General features: G+C 28.4%; 16 protein-coding genes and 2 riboswitches. Of the genes, 14 read left to right on the top strand and 2 right to left on the bottom strand.

The window, feature by feature from the left end; genetic code table 11:
- Positions 1 to 183 precede the first annotated feature (183 nt).
- The 11 genes from CLSA_RS20630 to CLSA_RS20580 all read left to right on the top strand — a co-directional run bounded on the left by CLSA_RS20630 (position 184) and on the right by CLSA_RS20580 (position 14,305).
- Positions 184 to 1,209, top strand: coding sequence for an AI-2E family transporter (locus tag CLSA_RS20630; protein WP_022750416.1), 1,026 nt, complete (start codon positions 184 to 186; stop codon positions 1,207 to 1,209).
- Positions 1,210 to 1,257: 48 nt separating this feature from the next.
- A riboswitch (TPP riboswitch) is annotated at positions 1,258 to 1,369 on the top strand.
- A gap of 89 nt (positions 1,370 to 1,458) precedes the next feature.
- Entirely contained in the window at positions 1,459 to 2,658 is a 1,200-nt protein-coding gene (gene cytX, locus CLSA_RS20625; RefSeq protein WP_022750414.1) for a putative hydroxymethylpyrimidine transporter CytX, read from the top strand.
- Between the two features lie 223 nt (positions 2,659 to 2,881).
- Complete coding sequence (locus CLSA_RS20620; protein ID WP_041716403.1) at positions 2,882 to 3,226, top strand: phenylpyruvate tautomerase MIF-related protein; 345 nt, start codon at positions 2,882 to 2,884, stop codon at positions 3,224 to 3,226.
- Between the two features lie 381 nt (positions 3,227 to 3,607).
- Complete coding sequence (locus CLSA_RS20615) at positions 3,608 to 4,384, top strand: nitrilase-related carbon-nitrogen hydrolase (protein ID WP_022750405.1); 777 nt, start codon at positions 3,608 to 3,610, stop codon at positions 4,382 to 4,384.
- A 166-nt stretch (positions 4,385 to 4,550) separates the two neighbouring features.
- Positions 4,551 to 5,585, top strand: a complete 1,035-nt coding sequence (locus CLSA_RS20610; RefSeq protein ID WP_022750402.1) for a CPBP family intramembrane glutamic endopeptidase — start codon at positions 4,551 to 4,553, stop codon at positions 5,583 to 5,585.
- 609 nt (positions 5,586 to 6,194) lie between these two features.
- Positions 6,195 to 7,370: an amidohydrolase gene (locus tag CLSA_RS20605; RefSeq protein WP_022750393.1), complete on the top strand. Its 1,176-nt coding sequence runs from the start codon at positions 6,195 to 6,197 to the stop codon at positions 7,368 to 7,370.
- Positions 7,371 to 7,435: 65 nt separating this feature from the next.
- A complete protein-coding gene (locus CLSA_RS20600; RefSeq protein ID WP_022750390.1) occupies positions 7,436 to 8,608 on the top strand; it encodes a metallophosphoesterase in 1,173 nt (390 codons plus the stop codon).
- 226 nt (positions 8,609 to 8,834) lie between these two features.
- Positions 8,835 to 9,101, top strand: coding sequence for a metal-sensing transcriptional repressor (locus CLSA_RS20595; RefSeq protein WP_022750386.1), 267 nt, complete (start codon positions 8,835 to 8,837; stop codon positions 9,099 to 9,101).
- Between the two features lie 102 nt (positions 9,102 to 9,203).
- Complete coding sequence (locus CLSA_RS20590) at positions 9,204 to 11,666, top strand: heavy metal translocating P-type ATPase (protein ID WP_022750384.1); 2,463 nt, start codon at positions 9,204 to 9,206, stop codon at positions 11,664 to 11,666.
- 155 nt (positions 11,667 to 11,821) lie between these two features.
- Positions 11,822 to 12,028, top strand: coding sequence for a heavy-metal-associated domain-containing protein (locus CLSA_RS20585; protein WP_022750379.1), 207 nt, complete (start codon positions 11,822 to 11,824; stop codon positions 12,026 to 12,028).
- A 507-nt stretch (positions 12,029 to 12,535) separates the two neighbouring features.
- Positions 12,536 to 14,305: a methyl-accepting chemotaxis protein gene (locus CLSA_RS20580; RefSeq protein ID WP_022750374.1), complete on the top strand. Its 1,770-nt coding sequence runs from the start codon at positions 12,536 to 12,538 to the stop codon at positions 14,303 to 14,305.
- A 217-nt stretch (positions 14,306 to 14,522) separates the two neighbouring features.
- On the opposite strand, the gene CLSA_RS20575 is transcribed toward CLSA_RS20580, so the two are convergent.
- Positions 14,523 to 15,749 (bottom strand): IS256 family transposase, encoded by a 1,227-nt coding sequence (locus tag CLSA_RS20575; protein ID WP_022746146.1) that lies wholly within the window; start codon positions 15,747 to 15,749, stop codon positions 14,523 to 14,525.
- Positions 15,750 to 15,914: 165 nt separating this feature from the next.
- On the bottom strand, positions 15,915 to 17,114 hold the full coding sequence (locus tag CLSA_RS20570; RefSeq protein WP_022750370.1) for an alanyl-tRNA editing protein: 1,200 nt from the start codon (positions 17,112 to 17,114) through the stop codon (positions 15,915 to 15,917).
- A gap of 943 nt (positions 17,115 to 18,057) precedes the next feature.
- On the opposite strand from CLSA_RS20570, the gene CLSA_RS20565 reads away from it, so the two are divergent.
- The 3 genes from CLSA_RS20565 to lysA all read left to right on the top strand — a co-directional run bounded on the left by CLSA_RS20565 (position 18,058) and on the right by lysA (position 21,863).
- Positions 18,058 to 18,570 carry a putative ABC transporter permease gene (locus tag CLSA_RS20565; RefSeq protein WP_022750367.1) on the top strand — a complete coding sequence of 171 codons (513 nt, stop codon included), beginning with the start codon at positions 18,058 to 18,060 and terminating at the stop codon, positions 18,568 to 18,570.
- 745 nt (positions 18,571 to 19,315) lie between these two features.
- Positions 19,316 to 19,990: a beta/alpha barrel domain-containing protein gene (locus CLSA_RS20560; RefSeq protein ID WP_022750365.1), complete on the top strand. Its 675-nt coding sequence runs from the start codon at positions 19,316 to 19,318 to the stop codon at positions 19,988 to 19,990.
- A gap of 159 nt (positions 19,991 to 20,149) precedes the next feature.
- Positions 20,150 to 20,318: riboswitch (Lysine riboswitch) on the top strand.
- A gap of 249 nt (positions 20,319 to 20,567) precedes the next feature.
- Positions 20,568 to 21,863 (top strand): diaminopimelate decarboxylase, encoded by a 1,296-nt coding sequence (lysA, locus tag CLSA_RS20555; protein ID WP_022750362.1) that lies wholly within the window; start codon positions 20,568 to 20,570, stop codon positions 21,861 to 21,863.
- Positions 21,864 to 21,874 lie beyond the last annotated feature (11 nt).

Raw genomic sequence — 21,874 nt, 5'->3', positions numbered from 1 at the left:
TTCACAATTTAATGCATAATTATGTTATGATTTATTATATGATAAATTTAATATTGGCAAAGATTCGTAAAAACTATATTATGATTGATTTAATATTTATAAAATAGATAATTAATTGTTTTATAAATTTCAATATACGTTAAATTAATTGAAAGAAAAAACAGTATATGAGGAGTAATGATAATGTCAGATATGATTCAAATTTATAAAAAAAGATCTTTTAAGAGACTTATAACCTTATTAGTATTACTTATATTTTTCTATGTAATGCAGGATATGATAAATTTAATGCTATTAACTTTTGTATTTACATATCTAATTCATAGTATTTCAAAACATTTAATTCAAGAATTTGATGGGAAAATAAGAATAAATTATAAATTCATGGTTGTTATAGTTTCGTTACTTTTAACGTCTGTAATATTTATTATATTAATAGACTTTTTACCAATGGTTATTAAACAGTTAACTCAGGTAATTATGCAGGTACATGAGTTATATGGAAATTTAGGACATAATGAGATTACTAATTTAATAAAAGAAAGATTAGATAAAGTTTACTCAACTATTTTTTCAGCAGAAGGCATAAATTACATAATGCATTCAATAACAAATATAAGCAAATTAGGAATTAATATAATTATTTCTTTAGTTTTAAGTATTTTTTTCTTAATTCAAAAGGATGAAATAATGCAATTTACGCATAAATTTAAAAATAGTAAAATTAATATATTATATGAGGAAGTTGAATTCTTTGGAAAAAAGTTTGTTTTCTCTTTTGGTAAAGTTATTGAAGTACAAATTGTTATTGCTATTATAAATGGTGTGCTTTCAACTATAGGATTATCTATAATAGGATTTCCGCATTTATTAGGATTTGGTGTAATGGTAATGTTACTTGGTCTTATTCCTGTGGCTGGAGTAATAGTATCATTAGTACCTTTAAGTATAGTAGCTTTTAATAATGGTGGATTACCTCATGTTTTTTATGTTCTTGGATTAATTGCTTTACTTCACGCATTTGAAGCGTATATATTAAATCCAAAATTAATGTCTTCAAAGACAAAGCTACCTATATTTTATACCTTAGTTATACTTTTAGTATCGGAACATATTGCAGGTGTTTGGGGACTAATTATTGGAATTCCTGTTTTCATGTTTATTTTAGATATAGTTGGAATATCTTATGGCAATAATAAAAATGATTGAGGCACATGAAAATAAATAACTTGAAATCAATTATGAATTATTATAAAATAAAAAACACAGGGGAGCTTGCACATGCAGGCTGAGAGTAAGTAAAATGTAGCTTTAACCCTTTAAACCTGATTTGGATAATGCCAACGTAGGGAATCTAACTTATGATTATTTAATGAGAGATGTTTAATTTCTTATTTATTATTTGATGAGATATGCTATTTTGGTATATCTCATTTTTTTATTGTAAGGGAGAAGATTATGGAAAATAAGACTTCGAATTCAAGTCAATTTATCTTATGGCTTGGTGCAGCAATTTCTATTGCTGAAATATTGACGGGAGCGCTATTAGCACCTTTAGGATTAAGCCAAGGAATAGCTGCTATTTTGATAGGACATACTATTGGAGGTGTTATACTTTATTTATGTGGTATTATAGGTGCTCAAAGCAAATTATCTTCAATAGAATCAACTAGAATTTCATTTGGAAAATATGGTTCATTTTTATTTTCTATATTAAATATTGTACAACTATTAGGTTGGACTGCAGTTATGATTATCAATGGTTCAAAGGCATTAGATGCAGTTTCTATGCAATTATTTAATTTTCAGAACGAAACGGTATGGTGTATTATTATTGGAGCATTAATTGCTTTATGGATAGGTGTTGGAGTAAAAAGCCTATCTAAAATAAATACTGTAGCAGTAGCTGCACTGTTTTTATCAACTATAGTGCTTGGCTTTATAGTATTTACAAATAATACAGCCAATGTAGGTGCGGGTGGATTTGAAGGAGAGACGTTAAATTTTGGCACAGCAGTAGAACTTAATGTAACTATGGCATTATCATGGATTCCACTTATTTCAGATTATACTAAGAATTTAAAATCTGAAAAAGCGGGTACATTAGCAAGTGCATTAGGATATTGCATTGGTAGTACTTTTATGTTTATCATTGGCCTTGGAGCATCTTTATATGCTGGTACTTCAGATATATCTGGTATTTTACTTTCAGCTGGACTTGGAACAATAGCACTTATTATTGTCATTTTTTCAACAGTAACTACAACTTTTTTAGATGCATATTCTGCAGGAGTAAGTTTTACTAACATAAATAAATGTATAAATGAAAAAACTGCAGGTTTAATTGTATGTGGATTAGGAATAATATTATCAATAGTTGTTTCTATAGATCAATATGAAGATTTTCTATATTTAATAGGATCAGTTTTTGCACCATTATTTGCAATTTCAATAACTGATTATTTTATATTTAATAAAAAATCAATTGAGGAAAAAAATGTGGTTGACATAAAGAATATTATTATATGGATTATTGGAGTATTTGCGTATAGAATATTAATGCAATTTAATTCTATAGTAGGTATAACTATTCCTGTTATGATTGGCATTGCATTATTATGTATTTTAATTAATTTATGTTTAAAAGCATATAAGTAATTTGAGTTAAAATAAATTATTATTGTATATTTTAAAACATATCTAATTATTAAAAGAAAAATACTAGGATATTTGTTGTTATTTTTTTTGATATGAAATAATAATAATATGATATAATGAAAGTATTATGGAACAATTTGGTTTATGTACAGAAGATATTTAGGCACATGACTTATTATTTTTTAAAATGTGCCTTAAAGACAATAAGAAAGGGGATTATAATATGCCATTTATAGGATCTAAGGTAAGTGTAAAAATTTCAAGTGAGAAAGAAGAAATTATAAAGAAAAGATTAGGAGAATCAATAGAACTAATTCCAGGAAAAAGTGAAAAATTTTTAATGGTTGGTTTTGAAGATGAATATTCACTTTATTTTGGCGGTGAAAAATTAGAAAAAGGTGCTTTTGTAGAAGTAAAAATATTGGGTAAAGCAAGTAAGGAATCTTATGATATGCTAACAAAAGCAATTTGCATAATATATGAGGAAGAATTACAAATTCCTAAAGATAAGATATATGTTAAATATGAAGAAGTCGAAAATTGGGGTTGGAACGGACAAAACTTTTAAATAAAAATTTAAATAAAGAAAAAATGAAAAGCAGAATACTGCGTTGTTGCTTTTTATTTAAAGTCTGAGTTATGGCAGGGAAGCTATCTTAAAGCTAAAACATAAGTTTTGAGATGGCTTTTTATTTTTAAATTGACTTTTTATACTCCTTCATATGGCTTATGTATATTCAAAAAAATAACAAATACATCTACTACTAAGCTTATTTTCTATCATGCTATGTCAATAGCTTACCATAATAGGCATGTTATGATACCAATTTATTTCCTTGTGTGATGAAAAATAATCATATTATTTTAAATTTTTTTATTTTCTTTCATGTGCCTAAAGTTACAAGAATAAATATATAAATAGATATATAATTTTAAAGGGGGCGATTATATGATAATAGGGCTTGCTCAAATTAACGTTTTTTGGGAAGATATGAATAAAAATATGAATAAGGTCGAAGAATTTATAAAAAGAGCAATGGAAAGAAAAGTTCAACTAATTCTATTTCCAGAAATGACTTTAACAGGCTTTATAATGGATATAGATAAGTTATTAGACTCAGAAGACATAATAATAAAATGGCTTAGGAATTTGGCTATAAACAGTAATATTAACATAGGAATTGGATTTGCAATAAAGGACAATAAAAAGGGAAAAAATAAATATGTTTTTATTTCTAAAGAAGGTAATGTATTGCTTGAATATATTAAAATACATCCTTTTTCATATGCAAGGGAAGATATTAATTTTTATAAAGGCAATACTATATCTAGTTGTAAAATAGAAGAGTGTAACATAGCACCTTTTATTTGTTATGATTTAAGATTTCCAGAAATATTTCAAATTGCATCGAAACAATCCGAGATAATAACAGTAGCTGCAAATTGGCCTAAGTCAAGAGAAAATCATTGGTTAACATTGTTAAAAGCAAGAGCTATAGAAAATCAATGCTATATAATTGGAATAAATAGAGTGGGACAAAGCGATGGTTTAGAGTATAATGGTGCATCAATATTTGTAGATCCAAATGGGGATGTCTTAAATGAAATAATGTGTAAAGAAGAACTTATTGTTAGAGAACTTAGTTTAGAAAAAATTAATGAAATTAGAAATAAATTTAATATAAAAGATGATAGAAGAGAGGATATATATAAATTATATTTGTAATATATAAAGTTAATTTTTAGAATAAATATTTAGTATGATATAATAATTAAATATATGAATGTACGTTTATATAAGTAGTTATGTTTGTTATTATAAGAAAGGAGATAGTTACTGTAAAGCAAATAGTAATTTATAAGTTTTCAGTAACATAATTGAAAGATAAGATATGATAAATGATTTTCAAGAAGAAATTGCTATTAGACGGTTAAGATTAAAAAAAGATATAAAGAAAACTGGTGGAAATTGTGCAAGAATACTTCTTATCCTATCTTTGTGCACATATGGAATAGGCAGCTTAATTATATTTGGAATTAGATTTAAAGCAAAACAATTAGGGGTTACTATGACCAGTAATGTTGAAGCAGAAAATATATTAGGAATTTCTAAAGATGCATATAATTTCATGATGGGGTATCTTCCATGTATAATTGCTGACATTATAGCTATATTAATAGCATTAAAAACTACAACTATAAGAATAAGAAAAGATATGTTATGCAAAATTAAATCACCTAAGTTATTTGTACTTTTAGGGACAGTTTCTTGCATAGGTACAGGTATGATTTCAAGTATAATATATCAAATATACTCAACTCTTTTTAATGCTGGAGGAATTAAAATACCTGAACCAGATTTTAGTATGCCAACACAAACGGGTTACTTGATATTGTTTTTAGCATATGTATGTGTTGTTGGACCAGTTTTAGAAGAAATTATATTTAGGGGTTTTATACTAAAGAGTATGCAGAAGTATGGAAATTTAACTGCTATTATTGTATCTTCAATTCTATTTTCAATGTTTCATTTAAACTTGGTTCAATTTGTAAATCCGGTATTAATGGGAATTGTATTAGGATTTATTGCTATTAAATCTAAGTCTGTTGTAGCTTCAATAATAGCTCATATATTCAATAATACAATAACATTTATGTTAGCTGGTATATCATTATTGAAAATGCCAATATTAGAACATTCAATTTCAGCTGTATATTTTTTTGGTGGAATTGTGTTATTTGTATTATTTGTTGTTAGATACAGCAAAGACTTTATTGAAACAATTAGAGAAAATACAAATATATTAAAGACTTATAAAAAAGTTGCATACGCTTTTAGTAGTGGATGGGCAAGAGTTTATATAGTATTTTATATGTTATTAGTTGGAGGAATTATGTTTCTAACTAATTTATTTAAAATCAGTTAGAGATAGTAAGTAAGGTACATTAAAACAAATAATAAGTCTAAAGTTGCTATAGATATCTTTCATCAGGCAAGGAAGAAAAGTAACTTGCTATTTTTTTAATGTGCCTAATATATAGTAGATAAAACTGAATTCATGGAGAAAGAAAAAGATATTATGGAAATGAATTTTGAAGAGATTAGATGTTTTTTTATAACAACACTATCTAATCTCTTTTTTATGTCTAAAAACTATAAAAATTTGATGTTTGACACATAGTGATATCAATCATTAATGATAGTACTAAATGTTAAAAAAGTTAATTAAAAGTGGCTCAGAACTTTGTTCTATGATTTAAGTGAATAATTATAATATATAATATTCACTTATTTGTGCAATATATATGCACTTAATAAATTTTAGTAATAAGATTACACTAAAAATTAGAAATGCTATTTAATAAATTTAGGGTGTTATCTATAATGAAAATATATATATGATTTCAGTTAGCTATTACGCAAGTGTAAGTTTTAATGTGCTTTATCTATATAAACCAAGAAATTATTAGTCAATTTGTATTGACACAATATAGATGGATGCTATAATTTAAACAATAAATTAAGGGGGATTAATATGGTTAATAAAAAATTATTGTCAATAATAGAAACGTTAAATGATGAGTTAATAGGTGTATATCGTAAGTTACATCAATATCCTGAATTACCAAATGAGGAATTTGAAACTACAAAAATGATAAAACAATTACTAGCAGAAGTAGGGATTGAGGTTCTTAATTTACCATTAAAAACAGGATTGGTAGCAGAAGTAAAAGGAAATCCTAATGGACCAGTAGTGGCTATTAGATGTGATATAGATGCTTTACCTATTTTGGAAGAAACAAACCTTTCGTATAAGTCAAAAATAGATGGAAAAATGCATGCTTGTGGTCATGATTTTCATACAGCTGCAATTTTGGGTGCTGCTTATTTAGTTAAAAAGTATCAACCATCTTTAATTGGTACAGTTAGATTCATATTTCAACCAGCAGAAGAAATTGGAGAAGGTGCTAAGAAAATTATAGATACAGGAGTTTTAGATGATGTAGATGTAATTTTTGGATTACATAATGTACCTGACGCAGAGGTTGGGATTATGGGGATAAAATCAGGACCTGTAACTGCGGCTGTAGATAGATTTGAAATTAAAATTACTGGTGTAGGAAGTCATGCAGCTAGACCAGAAAAAGGCGTGGATCCAATTATAATTGCATCAAACATAGTTACATCTCTTCAAACTATTGTGAGTCGTAATGTAAGTCCGGCGGAAAATGCTCTCCTGAGTGTAACTCATATACAGGGAGGAAACACTTGGAATGTAATTCCTGAATCAGCATATCTTCAAGGAACAGTTAGAACTTTAGATGAGAAGGTACGTGAGTTAATACCAAAAAGGATGAATGAGATAATTAATGGAATAGCACAATCTTATGGAGGAAGTGCAGAACTTATTTGGCATTCAGGATCTCCAGCGACTAATAATACAGAAGAATGGGCTGAATACAGTGCTAATTTAGGAAAGAAAGTTGGATATACGGTTAAATCTATATCCATGGGATTAGAAGGAGAAGATTTTGCATATTATCAAAAGAAGATACCTGGAGCATTTATTATTATAGGAACAGGATTATCACATGCCCATCATCATCCAGAGTATAAAGTAGATGAAAATGCAATTTTACAATGTGCAAAATATTTTGCTCAATTAGCAGAGGGAGCATTAAAGGAGTTAGTGGATAAGAATTATAGGTAGTTGGTTTCTTCCATATGGTATATGATTAAGTGTGGTGGGCATATTTAAAAGTGGGAGAGATATGAATGAATAATGTTAAAGCAGTAGTAGTGGTCTTGGTTGTTTTAAGTTTATATATAATGCTTTGCTACTACATTGGAGCTAAAGGTAAAAATATATTTATAAAAAGAAATGTAAAGATTAAGACAAAAATATACTGGTCAATATATTGGTTTACAATTTTATCATTTTTGATTGGCAGCATATTAAGAGGAATTTTAACAATAGATAACTGGTTTGCATCTACAGTACTCTTAATTGGAGCTGTATCAATAGCAGTATTCATTTATTCTATATTATTATTTTTACCAGTTGATTTAGCTATATTAATTATAAAGAGAATTAGAATAAGTAAGTCTATCAAATATAAGCTAAAAAGATTGTATTGTGGTGGAATATCAATATTTGTAATAGTATTTATTATAGTTGGATATGGAATTTGGAATGCTAAAAATCAAGTTGTAACTAATTATGATGTAAATATAAATAAGGCAGCAGGGCAGCTTGATTCATTGAATGTTGTTATGGTTTCTGATGTTCATGTTGGAATCGGAATAAGAGAAAAAGGAATCGATAAATTAATTAATTCAATAAATGAATTAAATCCAGATATAGTCTTATTTTGTGGTGATATGGTTGATGAAAGCACTCCAACTAAGTTAAAAGAATATTCTACACAAGCTTTTAAAGATATACAGTCAAAGTATGGAGTATATGATATAACAGGGAATCATGAGTATAATTCTGGAGACATATCAAAAACAATCTCCTTTTTTGAAGAGGGTAACGTGAAGTTTTTACAAGATGAAGCTTTAAAAATAAATGATAGTTTTTATATAGTAGGTAGAAATGATCCGGCAGGAAAAATATTAGATGGACAAGAGACAAAACCACTTAGTGATATATTAAAAGATGTGGATAGATCACTTCCGATTATAGTATTAAATCATAGACCAGAAAGATTGCAAGAAGCAGAAGGAGAAAAGGTAGATTTACAGCTTTCGGGCCATACTCATAAGGGACAAATATTCCCGGGGAACATAATTACAGGTTTATTAAATGAAGATGATTATGGATACATGAAGAAAGATGATTTTAATTTGATAGTAAGTTCTGGATATGGTACATGGGGACCACCTTTAAGAATAGGTACTAAAGGTGAAATAGTAAATATAAAAATAAACTTTAATAAAGGTTGATTTTATCTAAGAAATTTCACTTATGCTTTAAATGTATATCCAAAACTAAAAATAGAGGTCATGCTTTTGTGAGTGTTAATTCAGAAAAGCATGACCTCTTCTATTTCGGTTATCTATCACAGAATTTTAAGTTACAAGTTGTTTATATATGTTTTATTGACAAAACAAAATATTGATATATAATAATAAATATACACCCCCTATGGGGGGAGGGAGGGTGAAAAATATGAGTGAAGAAAGAAAAAAAGCATTACAATCATTAAAGACTGCGAGAGGTCAAATTGATGGAATTATAAAGATGATTGAGGATGATAGGTATTGTATAGATGTTGCTAATCAATTATTAGCGGTTCAATCTTTAATAAAGAAAGCAGACTTGATGATTTTACAAGGTCATTTACGTCATTGTGTAAAAGAAGCTTGTTGCAATAACAATCCTGAAGAGAAGATTGAAGAATTTAATAAAGTTTTAGAAAAATTGCTTTCTAAGTAGATTTCAATATAAAAATAACAGATGAAAAATAGATTTCAAGAAAACTTAAAATTTACTTAGAAATCTTCATTGCGAGTATATAAGCTAATGGGAAGGAGTAATATGAATAAAAAAGCATTTAAAATAGAAGGAATGACTTGTTCAGCATGTTCTAATAGAGTTGAAAGATTTATTAAGAAATTAGATGGAGTTGAAAGTGCTAATGTTAATTTTGCTACAGAGACTTTAAATGTAGAGTTTGATGAGAATAAATTGAATAATGAAGTAATAGAAGCAACCGTGGTAAAAGCGGGTTATGGAGTTAAGAAGAATTTAAAGAGCTACACCTTTAAAGTGGAAGGAATGACTTGTTCAGCGTGTGCTAATAGAGTTGAAAGAGTTACTAAAAAGTTGGATGGAGTTCAAAGTGCCGCTGTTAATTTTGCAACTGAGAAACTTACTGTAAATATTGATGAAGATGAAATTGGCTATGGTCAGATTAAAGCAGCAGTAGATAAAGCAGGTTACAAGTTAATTAAGGAAGAAGAAAAACAAGATGAAGGGAAAAAGCTTGAGGAAAGTAAAGCATTATTAATTAGATTTATAGTTTCTCTATGCTTTGCAGTCCCACTTTTAATAATAACAATGGGGCATATGTTAGGAATGCCACTTCCAAGAATTATTGATTCTATGGAAAATCCACTTAACTTTGCATTAATTCAAGTAATATTAACATTACCTGTAATGATAATGGGATATAAATTTTATAAAGTTGGAATAAAAAATTTATTTCAATTAAGTCCTAATATGGATTCTTTAATTGCAGTAAGTACTTTATCAGCATTTATATATGGATTATTTGCTATATACAAAATAATTACTGGAGATCAAGAGCAAGCAATGAATTATGCAATGCACTTGTATTTTGAATCAGTAGCAGTAATTTTAACATTAATAACTTTAGGTAAGTACTTAGAAGCAGTTTCAAAGGGGAAAACATCACAAGCCATTAAGGCATTAATGGAATTAGCTCCTAAAACAGCAACTGTTATTAGAAATAATAATGAGGTTATAGTTCCAGTAGAAGAAGTAATAGTTGGAGATATAATATTAGTTAAGCCGGGAGAAAAATTACCTGTTGATGGAGAGGTTATTGAAGGAAGTACAGCTATTGATGAATCAATGCTTACAGGAGAAAGTATTCCTGTTGAAAAGATTGTAGGAAGTAATGTAATTGGAGCTAGTATTAATAAAACTGGTTTTATTAAATACAGAGCTACAAAAGTTGGTAAGGATACTGCACTTGCTCAAATAGTTAAGTTAGTTGAGGATGCACAAGGATCAAAGGCACCAATAGCAAATCTTGCCGATATTATATCAGCTTATTTTGTACCAACAGTAATTATGTTAGCAATAGTAGCTTCATTTGGTTGGCTAATTGCTGGAGAAACAACAACTTTTTCATTAACAATATTTATTGCAGTTCTTGTAATAGCTTGCCCATGTGCACTAGGTCTTGCAACTCCAACAGCTATAATGGTTGGAACTGGTAAGGGAGCGGAGAATGGAGTTTTAATTAAAGGTGGAGAAGCTTTAGAAACAACACATCAAATTAAAACTATTGTATTTGATAAAACAGGCACTATAACAGAAGGCAAACCTGCGATTACAGATATAATAACTAATGATATTTCAGAAGAAGAAATTTTAGTTTTAGCAGCTAGTAGTGAAAAAGGTTCAGAGCATCCATTAGGAGAAGCAATAGTTAAAGGTGCAGAAGAAAAAAACATAGAACTTAAAGAAATAGAAGAATTTAAAGCAATTCCAGGACAAGGAATTGAAGTGAAAATAGAATCTAAACATATTTTGCTTGGAAACAAGAAATTAATAAGTGAGAAAAATATCGACATAAGTCAATCTTCAAACGGAGTTGAGAATTTATTAAATTCTGCAGAAGAGTTGGCAAGCGAAGGAAAGACACCAATGTATATAGCAATTGATGGAGTCCTAAGAGGAATAATAGCTGTTGCAGATACTGTTAAAATAAGCAGTAAGAGTGCTATAGAAGATCTTCATAACATGGGTATTAAAGTTGCTATGATTACTGGAGACAATAAGAAAACAGCAGATGCTATAGCTAAGCAAGTTGGAATTGACATAGTTTTAGCAGAAGTTTTACCAGAAGATAAAGCTAACGAAGTTAAAAAACTTCAAGGAGAAAATCAAAAGGTAGCTATGGTTGGAGATGGTATAAATGATGCACCAGCACTCGCACAAGCGGATGTAGGAATAGCAATAGGATCAGGCACTGATGTTGCAATAGAATCTGCAGATATAGTGCTTATGAGAAGTGATCTTAAAGATGTTACAACTGCAATCAAATTAAGTAAAGCTACAATTAAAAATATAAAAGAGAATTTATTTTGGGCATTTGGATATAATGTACTTGGGATTCCAGTAGCTATGGGAGTGCTTCATATTTTTGGAGGACCACTATTGAATCCAATGATAGCTGCTGCAGCGATGAGTTTAAGCTCAGTTTCAGTATTAACAAATGCATTGAGACTTAGGAAGTTTAAAGCTTAGAAAAATAGAGAAAATTACACATTTAAAATAAAAAAGTTAGGCACATGGACTTATTATTTTTTTGATTGTGCATTAGGAATTAATAGAACTTCTAAATTAGTTTGTCTATATTATGTAGTTCTAATTTAAAATAATAAAAATTGGAGGAAAGAAAAATGGCAAAAAAAATATTAATAGAAGGTATGAAATGTGAACATTGTGTAGGACATGTAAAAGAAGCTTTAGAAGGATTATCAGGAGTAACTTCAGTAACTGTAAATCTTGCAGGAAATTATGCTGTAGTTGAAGGTGCAGTTGATAATGAAGAACTAAAAGAAGCTATTGAAGAAGAAGGATATGATGTAATAAGCATCGAAGAGTAAAAACATATTGTAAGTAGATTTTTTATTATAAATTAAATAAGTGAACGAAAATAATAGACTAACATTATGTTGGTCTATTATTTTTGGTATAAGAAGATATTTAAATATTTTTAATGTCAGATATATGATGTTTAGAGCTTTTTGTATTGACGATTGTAGAAAAAAGTGGGAATATAATACTATAAAATAAAAATTATACATAGTTTCAAGAGATATTTAGATAAATAATAATAATGAAATTTTATTATTTAAAATTCATCTAATAATTGATTCTAAATAAATGTTGAGGTATTTTGTGAAAATGTTTTCAAAAAAAGAGAGGATTACATATGATAAAAAATTTAAATAGAAATGATAAGAATAATTTTATTTAAATAAAATTTAAAGGGGTGGATTAAAGAGACAGAAGGCATATTAAAATATCTGAGAATTTATTCAAAAAGATAAAAAATATCATAGTAGTTAATTTTAATAATAGCGATAATAAAAAAAGTTAGGGTGATTTTTATGAAAAGCTTAAAAAGTAAGATTATATTAATGAATGTATTGATAGCAACATTAGTAGCAGTAATTATTGGGGTGACTTCCATTTCAGATTTAAAAAGAAGCAATTCTAAATCGATTGCTCAATATGAAGAGGTTCTTAGATCAAATTATGACAATAACATTAAAGGTCAAATTGAAAACGTAATCACACTGTTGAATGGTATATACAATAAGCAAGTTAATGGGGAATTAACAGAGGTGCAGGCTAAAGATCAAGCAAAATATCTTATTAAGAATTTGAGATATAATAATGACGGGTATTTTTGGATAGATGATGTGAATGGTACTTTAATAGCTCATCCAATATTAAAAGAACAAGAAGGAAGTAATAGAATTAATGAAACCGATAAGAATGGAAATAAATTAATTCAAAATATTATCAATGTTGCAACTAAAGATGGGGGAGGATTCACAGATTATTATTATATAAAACCAAATGAATCAGGTGTATCACCTAAGAGAGCTTATTCACAAGAGTTTAAACCATATGGATGGATTATAAGCACTGGAAATTATGTTGATGATATTGATAAACAAATAGCTGAAAAGACTACTGAATTAAATAATACAACGACTAAGATCATTGTATTACTAGTAGTAATAATAGTTGTATTACTAGCAATAGCAATATTAATAGCTATTAAAGTATCAGCAAATCTTACAAAGCCTTTAACTAAAATAGAAGGTTTAGCACAAAGGCTGGCTAAATATGATTTTTCAGAAGATATAGTCGTAAATGATAAAACAGAGTTTGGTAAAACAGCTATAGCTTTAAATAAGGCTCAAAAAAATGTAAAAGAGTTAATTAAAAATATAAATGGACAAGCAACGGATTTAACAGCTTCTACAGAGGAATTATCAGCACTGACTCAAGAAGTCACAAATAGAGTGCTAAACATGAATAAATCAACTGAACAAATTGTTGAGAATATGGGAGAATCAAGTGAATCAGCTCATCAAATTAATCAATGTATGAAAGAAATAAATTTAAGTGTAAATGAACTATCTACGAAATCTACAGATGGAAGTGGAATTTCTATAAGTTTTAAAGAAAAATCATTAGAACTAAAAAATAAGACTAATCAAGCTTTAGGTAATACAGAAAAGATGTATGATGAAAAACAAGATAAAATATTAGAGGCAATTAAAGCAGGTGGTGTTGTAAAGGAAGTTTCTAAAATGGTTGAGGCTATATCGGAGATTGCAGAGCAAACAAATTTACTTGCCTTAAATGCAGCTATAGAAGCAGCAAGAGCAGGAGAACAAGGCAGAGGATTTGCAGTAGTATCTGAAGAAGTTAGAAAGCTTGCAGAGGAATCTTCCAATTCAGCAACTTCAATTCAAGGAACTGTTGGAAAAATACAAAATGCATTTAGAAAACTTTCAGATAATAGCAGTGAAGTTCTTGGTTTCATAAATAAGGAGGTTAAAGGACAATTTCATGAATTTATATCATCAGGACAATATTATTATGATAATGCAGAACAAATAAGTAGCATCTCAGAAGATATTGCAGCCATGTCACAACAATTAAATGCATCTTTTGAGGAAATTAATTCAATGGTTCAAACTATGTCAGATAATTCTGAAAGATCAACAAGGAATTCTACTGAAATATTAGATGGAATAAAAGAAGCAACAACTAGTATGGAACAAGTAGCAGCGACAGCTGAAAATCAAGCTATCCTTGCACAAAAACTTCAAGGGTTATTAAATGACTTTAAAATTTAATGATATTGTTAAGTGTTAAAGTTATGTAATATAAACAAAAAATGAGGAGAATGTAGAATAACTTGTGTAAATTGAATATTTGATATGTTATATAACTGGAAATTTTATTTCCAGTTATATTTTTATCTTTCTTTTGAAATACTAAAACTGGATATTATTATATTTTTAGTTTGTGCCAAAAAAGATAATATATGCATAATTTCATAAAATGGACAAACTATACAGCTAACGCTTCGTTGATTCTTTCTTTAAACATTATTTCAAATTTTAAAAGTGTAACACCCCAGTTTGGAAGTGGTGAAGTCCATTTTTTCATAACTTGATCTGTTGCTAAATACAATGACTTTCGTAATGAATCATCAGTTGGAAATACAGTTCTAATCTTAGTGAATTTTCTTAGTTGCCTATTAAAACCTTCAAGTGTATTGGTAGTATAAATCATCTTTCTAATTTCTTTAGTATAAGAAAAATATGTAGATAATTTATCCCAGTTTTCATACCATGAATCCACTACAGAATCATAAAGATTATCCCATTTTTTCTTCAACTCATCGAGCTGCGCTAGCGCAATTTCCTCTGTATCTGCTTTATAAACAAGCTTCAAATCTTTCATAAATTCTTTTCTGTTTTTATAAGAGACATATTTTATCGAATTTCTTATTTGATGTATTATACAATTTTGAATACATACCTTTGGAAAAACAGCTCTAATTGCGTCTGGTAAGCCTCTTAATCCATCCATACATGCAATTAAGATGTCTTTAACGCCACGATTATTTAAATCATTGCATACACTTAACCAAAATTTTGCACCTTCAGCTTCGCCTATCCAAATTCCTAAAATATCTTTATAGCCATTCATATCAACTCCCATACAAATATATGCTGCTTTAGAAACAATTCTATGTTCATCTCTTACCTTAAAATGAACCGCATCCATATATACTATAGGATATACTGGGTCTAACATTCTGTTTTGCCATTCTGCTGCTGCGTCCATCACTTTATCTGTTATTTTCGATATCATTGATGGAGAGACATCTATACCATAGAGCTCTTCGAGTTCGGATTGAATATCTCTTGTAGACATTCCACGTGCATACAAACCAATTATTTTTTTATCCAGTTCACTACATTCTGTTTCATACTTTCGAATTGCTCTTGGCTCAAACTCTGATTTTCTGTCTCGTGGAATATCTAAAGGTACCTCCCCGTAACTACTTCTAACATCTTTTTTAGAATAACCATTTCGATAATTCTTTTCACTTTCGTTATCGGCTCTTTCATACTTCTCTCTGCCTAAATGTTCATCCATTTCCGCTTCAAGCAATTGTTGCATAACATCTTTTAATAGCTTTTGCATCAATCCATTCTTACCTACAACATCATCCATGCTTTTACACTTTTTAATTTCTTCTTGATAATTAATATCTGGTACTTTCATTTGGAATCCTCCCTTATTATTTTCAAGTATATTATTCCAAATCTACCATCAAACAATACAAAAAAAGAATGTAGTAGATTTGTTTTACACAAATCTAGCTACATCCCCAAAATGAGTGCATACTTATGATTGTATGTACTCATTTTTTATGTATTTATATATAACCTAAAGTGATTTTTGTATTTTAGCGTATGCGTAATCTAAGGCACTTTCAAGGTTGGCGTTGTTTTTGCCTGCACCTTGTGCTTGGAATGGACTTCCGCCACCTTTGCCATCAATAAGTGATATAGCATCCTTTAATAGGTCGTTCATTTTTACTTCTTTAATACCTTTAGTACAAGCAAATATTAAGTTTACTTTGTCTTCAGATTTTACTGCCATTAAGGCAATTGTATTGTCATTTTCAATAAGTTTAGAAGTAAGATTATTTACATATTTTAAATTTTCACCATCAAAGATTTGTTTTATTACTTTGAAGTTACCTATTTTAGAAGCATTATCAATAAATTCTTTGACTTGATATTTAGCTAATAGAATATTAAGACTCTTATTAGTTTCATTAGCTTCTTTAAGATTCTCACTTAAATTCTTTATTCCATTTATAGCTTCATTTTCATTACAATTTAAGTATTTACAAATAGAACTTTGAAATTCATCTTTTTTAAATGAATCTTCAACAGCACGAGTACCAGCTAAAAATTCTATTCTTGTGCCTTCTTTATGTTTTTCAAATTTTCTTATTTTTATAAGTCTTAAATCTTGAGTTGATGCAGGGTGAAGTCCACAACAAGCATTAATATCAAAATCTCCTATTTTTACAATTCTAATGTCTTCTTTTGTATTTGGAAGTGATCTTCTAATATTAAGTTTTTTAAGTTCAGCTTTACTTGGAACAAAAGAATCCACAGGAAGTGCATCACCTATAGTTTTGTTAGCAAGTTTTTCGGCTTCACGAATTTGTTCTTCTGTTAATATTCCGTAAATATCAACAGTACTAACATCAGAGCCTAAATGAATTGCAAAAGTATTAGCATTAAAAAGATTAAAGAAACAGCCAGATAAAACATGTTGAGCTAAATGTTGATGCATCCCATCAGTTCTTCTATCCCAATTAATCACACATTTAACTTTATGTATTTTTATTGGTTTAGTTTCAACCACATGATATACTTCTTCATCTTTTTCATAAACATCTATAACAGCATGATTATCTATAAATCCAAGATCACAGTTTTGTCCACCGCCACCAGGAAAGAATGATGTTTGATTTAAAAGAACATGAAACTTTCCGTTAAATTCTTTTATATCAACTATTTCAGCAGTAAATTCCTTAACGTACCTATTATCATAATAAATTTTTTCCACGTATAAAATATCCTCCTAATTTTCTTTAGACACATAGATATCCCAATCAAGACTTAGATTTAAGTGGTAACTCACCGAAATCATATATATATTTGTTTCATTGAGCTTATGAAATTTTTGCTGGAAGATTCTAAATGGGAGCTTGTGCCCATTACTGCGTGTTCCAAATATTCATTTTGACAAGCAGTAAATGTAACAAGCTCCCATTAAGAATCTTCAACAGCTTAATTTCAAATGCGTATTTCACAAATATATATATGATTTCTAGTGGAGATATTAACCACAAATAAGTTGGGTTCTTAAATTGGATATATATAAAAAATTAATATGCCTAACAAGTTTAATAATAATTTTCATAGGTTTATTATATCAGAAATAATTTGAAGTTATTTAAGATTTCATTAATTAAGCTATAGATAAATAACTTAGAATTTAGATTTATTTGATAATTAACTGAAATTAGAAATATTTTTGTTCGGTAGGACTATGAAAATATTGCTGAAAGGTTCTAAATAGATGTGTGTATTCACTTTAGAATGTTTCCACTATTTAGTGTGATGGGTTAAAGTAGATAAATATGCAGTATATTTATTTGAACTGTCAGCTTTCAAATTGTATTTGTTGTTCGATTTATACAACGATAGCAAAGCTAAATTCGGTAGAAGTATTGAGTTATTCAAATTGGAGATAGAAGTATCTATAAAATATAATTTTTCACATATTCACATAGATAAACAAATTTTGAAATGGAACTTATTTTGAAATATATTCTAAACTAGAAGGAAGTGGTGCTTTTCTCTAGTAATCGAAACAAAAAAGCACCATTTCCTTCGGTTAGTTATTACATAACCCTAAGTTCAAAGTTGTTTATCTATAAGTTGAGGATAAAATTATAGGAGAGTACAAATACTAAGACTAGCTTAATAGATAAGGTGGTTGAAGTATGAATTTATTAGTTTACTTAGTTTTCAATTTTATTATTTATTCTTTTATAGGTTGGTTGATAGAAGAACTATATGCATTTATAGTTGATAAAAGATTTAAAAAAGAAGGATTTTTAATAGGGCCATTTAAACCCATGTATGGTATAGCAATGACGCTTTTGATTTTATATGATTCAGCATTGAATATTAATAGAATTATATTGTTAGTATTGTGTTTTTTTATTCCTACAACTGTTGAGTATGTAAGTGGATATATGCTTAAACATATTTTCAATAAAGTTTATTGGGATTATTCAAATTTGAAATATAATGTTAATGGATTTATAACACTTAAATTTTCTTTATATTGGACAGTTCTTAGTTTTATAGGAGTCAAATATATTCAACCTATTTTTTATAGTATATATATTAGCGCAGAAGAGTTTTTTCAATTATTCGTAATAGTAAGCATAATTACATTTATAATAGATTTTTATTTTACATTAAAAAAATTTGCTATATCTAATAGTTAGATAATAAAGTTATTGGAAATGAGTAAGGATAGAAAAGTGCATTTTAATCCTTGCTCGTTATTTTTTATTCACTAATTTAAAAGGTTCTATAGGACTTATTTTGTTAATATTAATAGGAGATGGAACAGAGAAAAAAGTATTCAGGAGTTGTCAACAAATTATTAAGCTGTATACATTTACAGGCAATGTGAATTAATATCTTAGTTGCTATATAGAATTCGTGAAAATCAATATCTAAAATATAGAATGTTTATTAGTGCTTGCAAGAAGTATAACTGTTAGTATTTGTAATATTTTGAAGTCTGTGTATAAGTATGTGGATAAACAATGGTCTAGCATATATTACTATACATGTTAAACCTAGTAAAATGCAGGAGTTGTTTATAATGTTAATAAGTACAAAAAACATGTGGATAACAATGTTAATAAAATTAATATTTAAATATTAATTAAATTAGATGTATTGCCAAATATGTAATATGGATATGGAAAAACAAATAGTTTTAGATTATATGGAAAAAAATGGTGAAATAAATATTTATTAAAAAAAATCATAAAAAACTATTACCAACAATATGCACAGAATTGTGGATAAAACCTGTGGATAATGTTGATAAGTCTATAAAAAATTAACTTTAACAAATAGTATAAAGTAGTATAATATATCTATATAGTACACTTCTTGGATGCATACTACCTATGCAAATGGTAGCAAGTATTAATCTAAAGGGAGGGATTAAAAATTATGGTGGCTAAGGAATCAAAATTTGTACCAGAAATAAAAGGTGCATTAAGAAATCATGTAATTGAGGTTCCATCAATTATAAGAGATTGTGGTGGAATTAAAATTTTCGGTAAAAGAATAAAGTCATTATTATTCACTACCGATGTTGCACTTATCAGAAATAGTAATGCTGATGCAATTATTGCAGTATATCCATTTACACCCCAGCCGTTGATAACACAAGCACTTGTAATGGCAGCAGATGTTCCGGTGTTTTGTGGAGTTGGAGGAGGAATAACTCAAGGTAAAAGAGTTATAAATTTAGCACTAGATGCAGAATTTAAAGGAGCTATGGGAGTAGTTGTTAATGCACCGACAGCCAATGAAATAGTTCATAAAATAAGAGCAACTATAGATATACCAGTTATCGTAACTGTTATTTCAGAAGATGAAGATATATCAAAGAGAATAGAAGCAGGAGCTACTATATTAAATGTTTCGGGAGGAAAGAAAACAGCTCAAATTGTTAGAAACATAAGAAAGAGATTTCCGGAATTTCCTATAATAGCAACAGGTGGTCCAACTGAATCAAGCATTAGAGAAACTATACAGGCTGGAGCTAATGCAATAACATTTACACCACCAACATCTGCAAGTATTATGGGTAATCTCATGGATAATTATAGAAATGAATAAAATCTTCAAATATAGAAGATACTAAATTAGAAATAATTGAATTAAGTAATGTGGCAAGATTTAGAAGATAATTTGATAAATAATATAAAAAGGTATTGATTTAAATAAAAAGTATGGTATCATATTTTTTATAATTGAATAATATAGTAATGTAACATGACCTGGGGTAGAGGTGCTGTAATAAAGAGTAATCATAAGGAGTTGGCAGACGATGATTTATGTTAAAAGGGATTATGGCCGAAGGAATAAGTTATTTGCAGTGATTTATTTCTGGGTATTCATATAATATATGGATAACTGTCACGAAAAGTGTTGAGCTACAAGGTACATCTTTTTTCAATTAAAATGACATTTACAATAGTCAATAAAGGAAGGGCTTGTTAGTAATTTATTTAAGTTAACTTAAATATAGTATTATTTATATCCTTTAGAGATAGTTGATAACTGGCAATAACAATTGTTTAAAATATTGTGCACAATAATTTAGCATATTCTCTACCACTCGTCACAGAAACACATTCTGTGGCGTTTGTTTTTTATTATGATAAATTATGATTAAAATTTGGGGGTAACAAAAATGAAATTATTTGGAACGATGAAGGTTGAAGATAACCAATTATCAATTGGAGGAATTAAGGCTGAGGATTTAGTAAAAGAATATGGAAGTCCTTTGTATGTATTTGATGAATCATTAATACGAGAATATTGCAAGGACTATAGAAAATATTTCAAATGTGAAGAGAATGGTAATAGAGTGGCTTTTGCTGGAAAAGCATTTTTAACTATTCAAATGTGTAAATTATTAAAAGAAGAAAACATGTGTTTAGATGTTGTATCAGGCGGAGAGTTATACACAGCATACAAGGCAGGATTTCCACTTGAAAGAGTAATGTTTCATGGTAATAATAAAACATTAAATGAAATAGAACTTGGGATTAAATTAGGTGTTGGAAACTTTGTGGTAGATAATTATCATGAAATGGATATATTAAATGATATAGCAAAAGAATATAATAAAGTACAAAACATTTATTTAAGAATAACTCCAGGAATTGAAGCACATACTCATGACTATATAAAAACAGGTCAAATTGATTCAAAGTTTGGGTTTGCACCAGTTGAAACTGTCATAGAAGATGCTATTAAAAAAGCTATAAGTTTAGAAAATATAAACCTTGCAGGGATACATTGCCACATAGGTTCACAAATTTTTGAATTAGAGCCATATGAAGATGCAGTAGAGGTAATGTTAGATCTTGTGAAAAAAACTGAAGAAAATTTTGGTTATTTTATAAAAGAAGTAGATTTTGGGGGAGGTTTTGGTATATACTATAGTAGAGAGGATAAACCAAGGACAACTGCTGAATATTGTGAAACAATAATTAACAAAGTTGACGAGGTTTGTTCAAGAACTGGTCAGAAGAGGCCAATTCTTACTATAGAACCAGGTAGAAGCATAGTAGCTAATGCAGGAACGACTTTATACTCTATAGGAGCAGTTAAGGAGATTCCAGGAGTTAGAAAATATGTTTCAGTAGATGGTGGAATGACTGATAATATAAGACCTGCTCTTTATAATGCACAATATGAATGTATTTTAGCAAATAATGTTCAATCAGATTGTGAAGAAAAAGTAACTATAGCAGGAAAGTGTTGTGAGTCAGGAGATATATTATTAGAAAATGTTAACCTTCCAGTAATTAAGAGTGGAGACATTTTAGCTATAATGACTACAGGTGCTTATGGATATTCTATGTCTAGTAATTATAATAAGATACCAAAGCCAGCAGTAATTATGGTTAAGGATGGAGATTCAAGACTTATCTGTAGAAGGGAATCATATGAAGATGTAATAAGAAATGAAGTTCATTAAACCTATTAACT

The organism is Clostridium saccharobutylicum DSM 13864 (assembly GCF_000473995.1).
Taxonomy (GTDB): Bacteria; Bacillota; Clostridia; order Clostridiales; family Clostridiaceae; genus Clostridium; species Clostridium saccharobutylicum.
The sequence above is the reverse complement of the archived record's forward strand: the minus strand, read 5'-3'. Positions and strand labels throughout refer to the sequence as shown.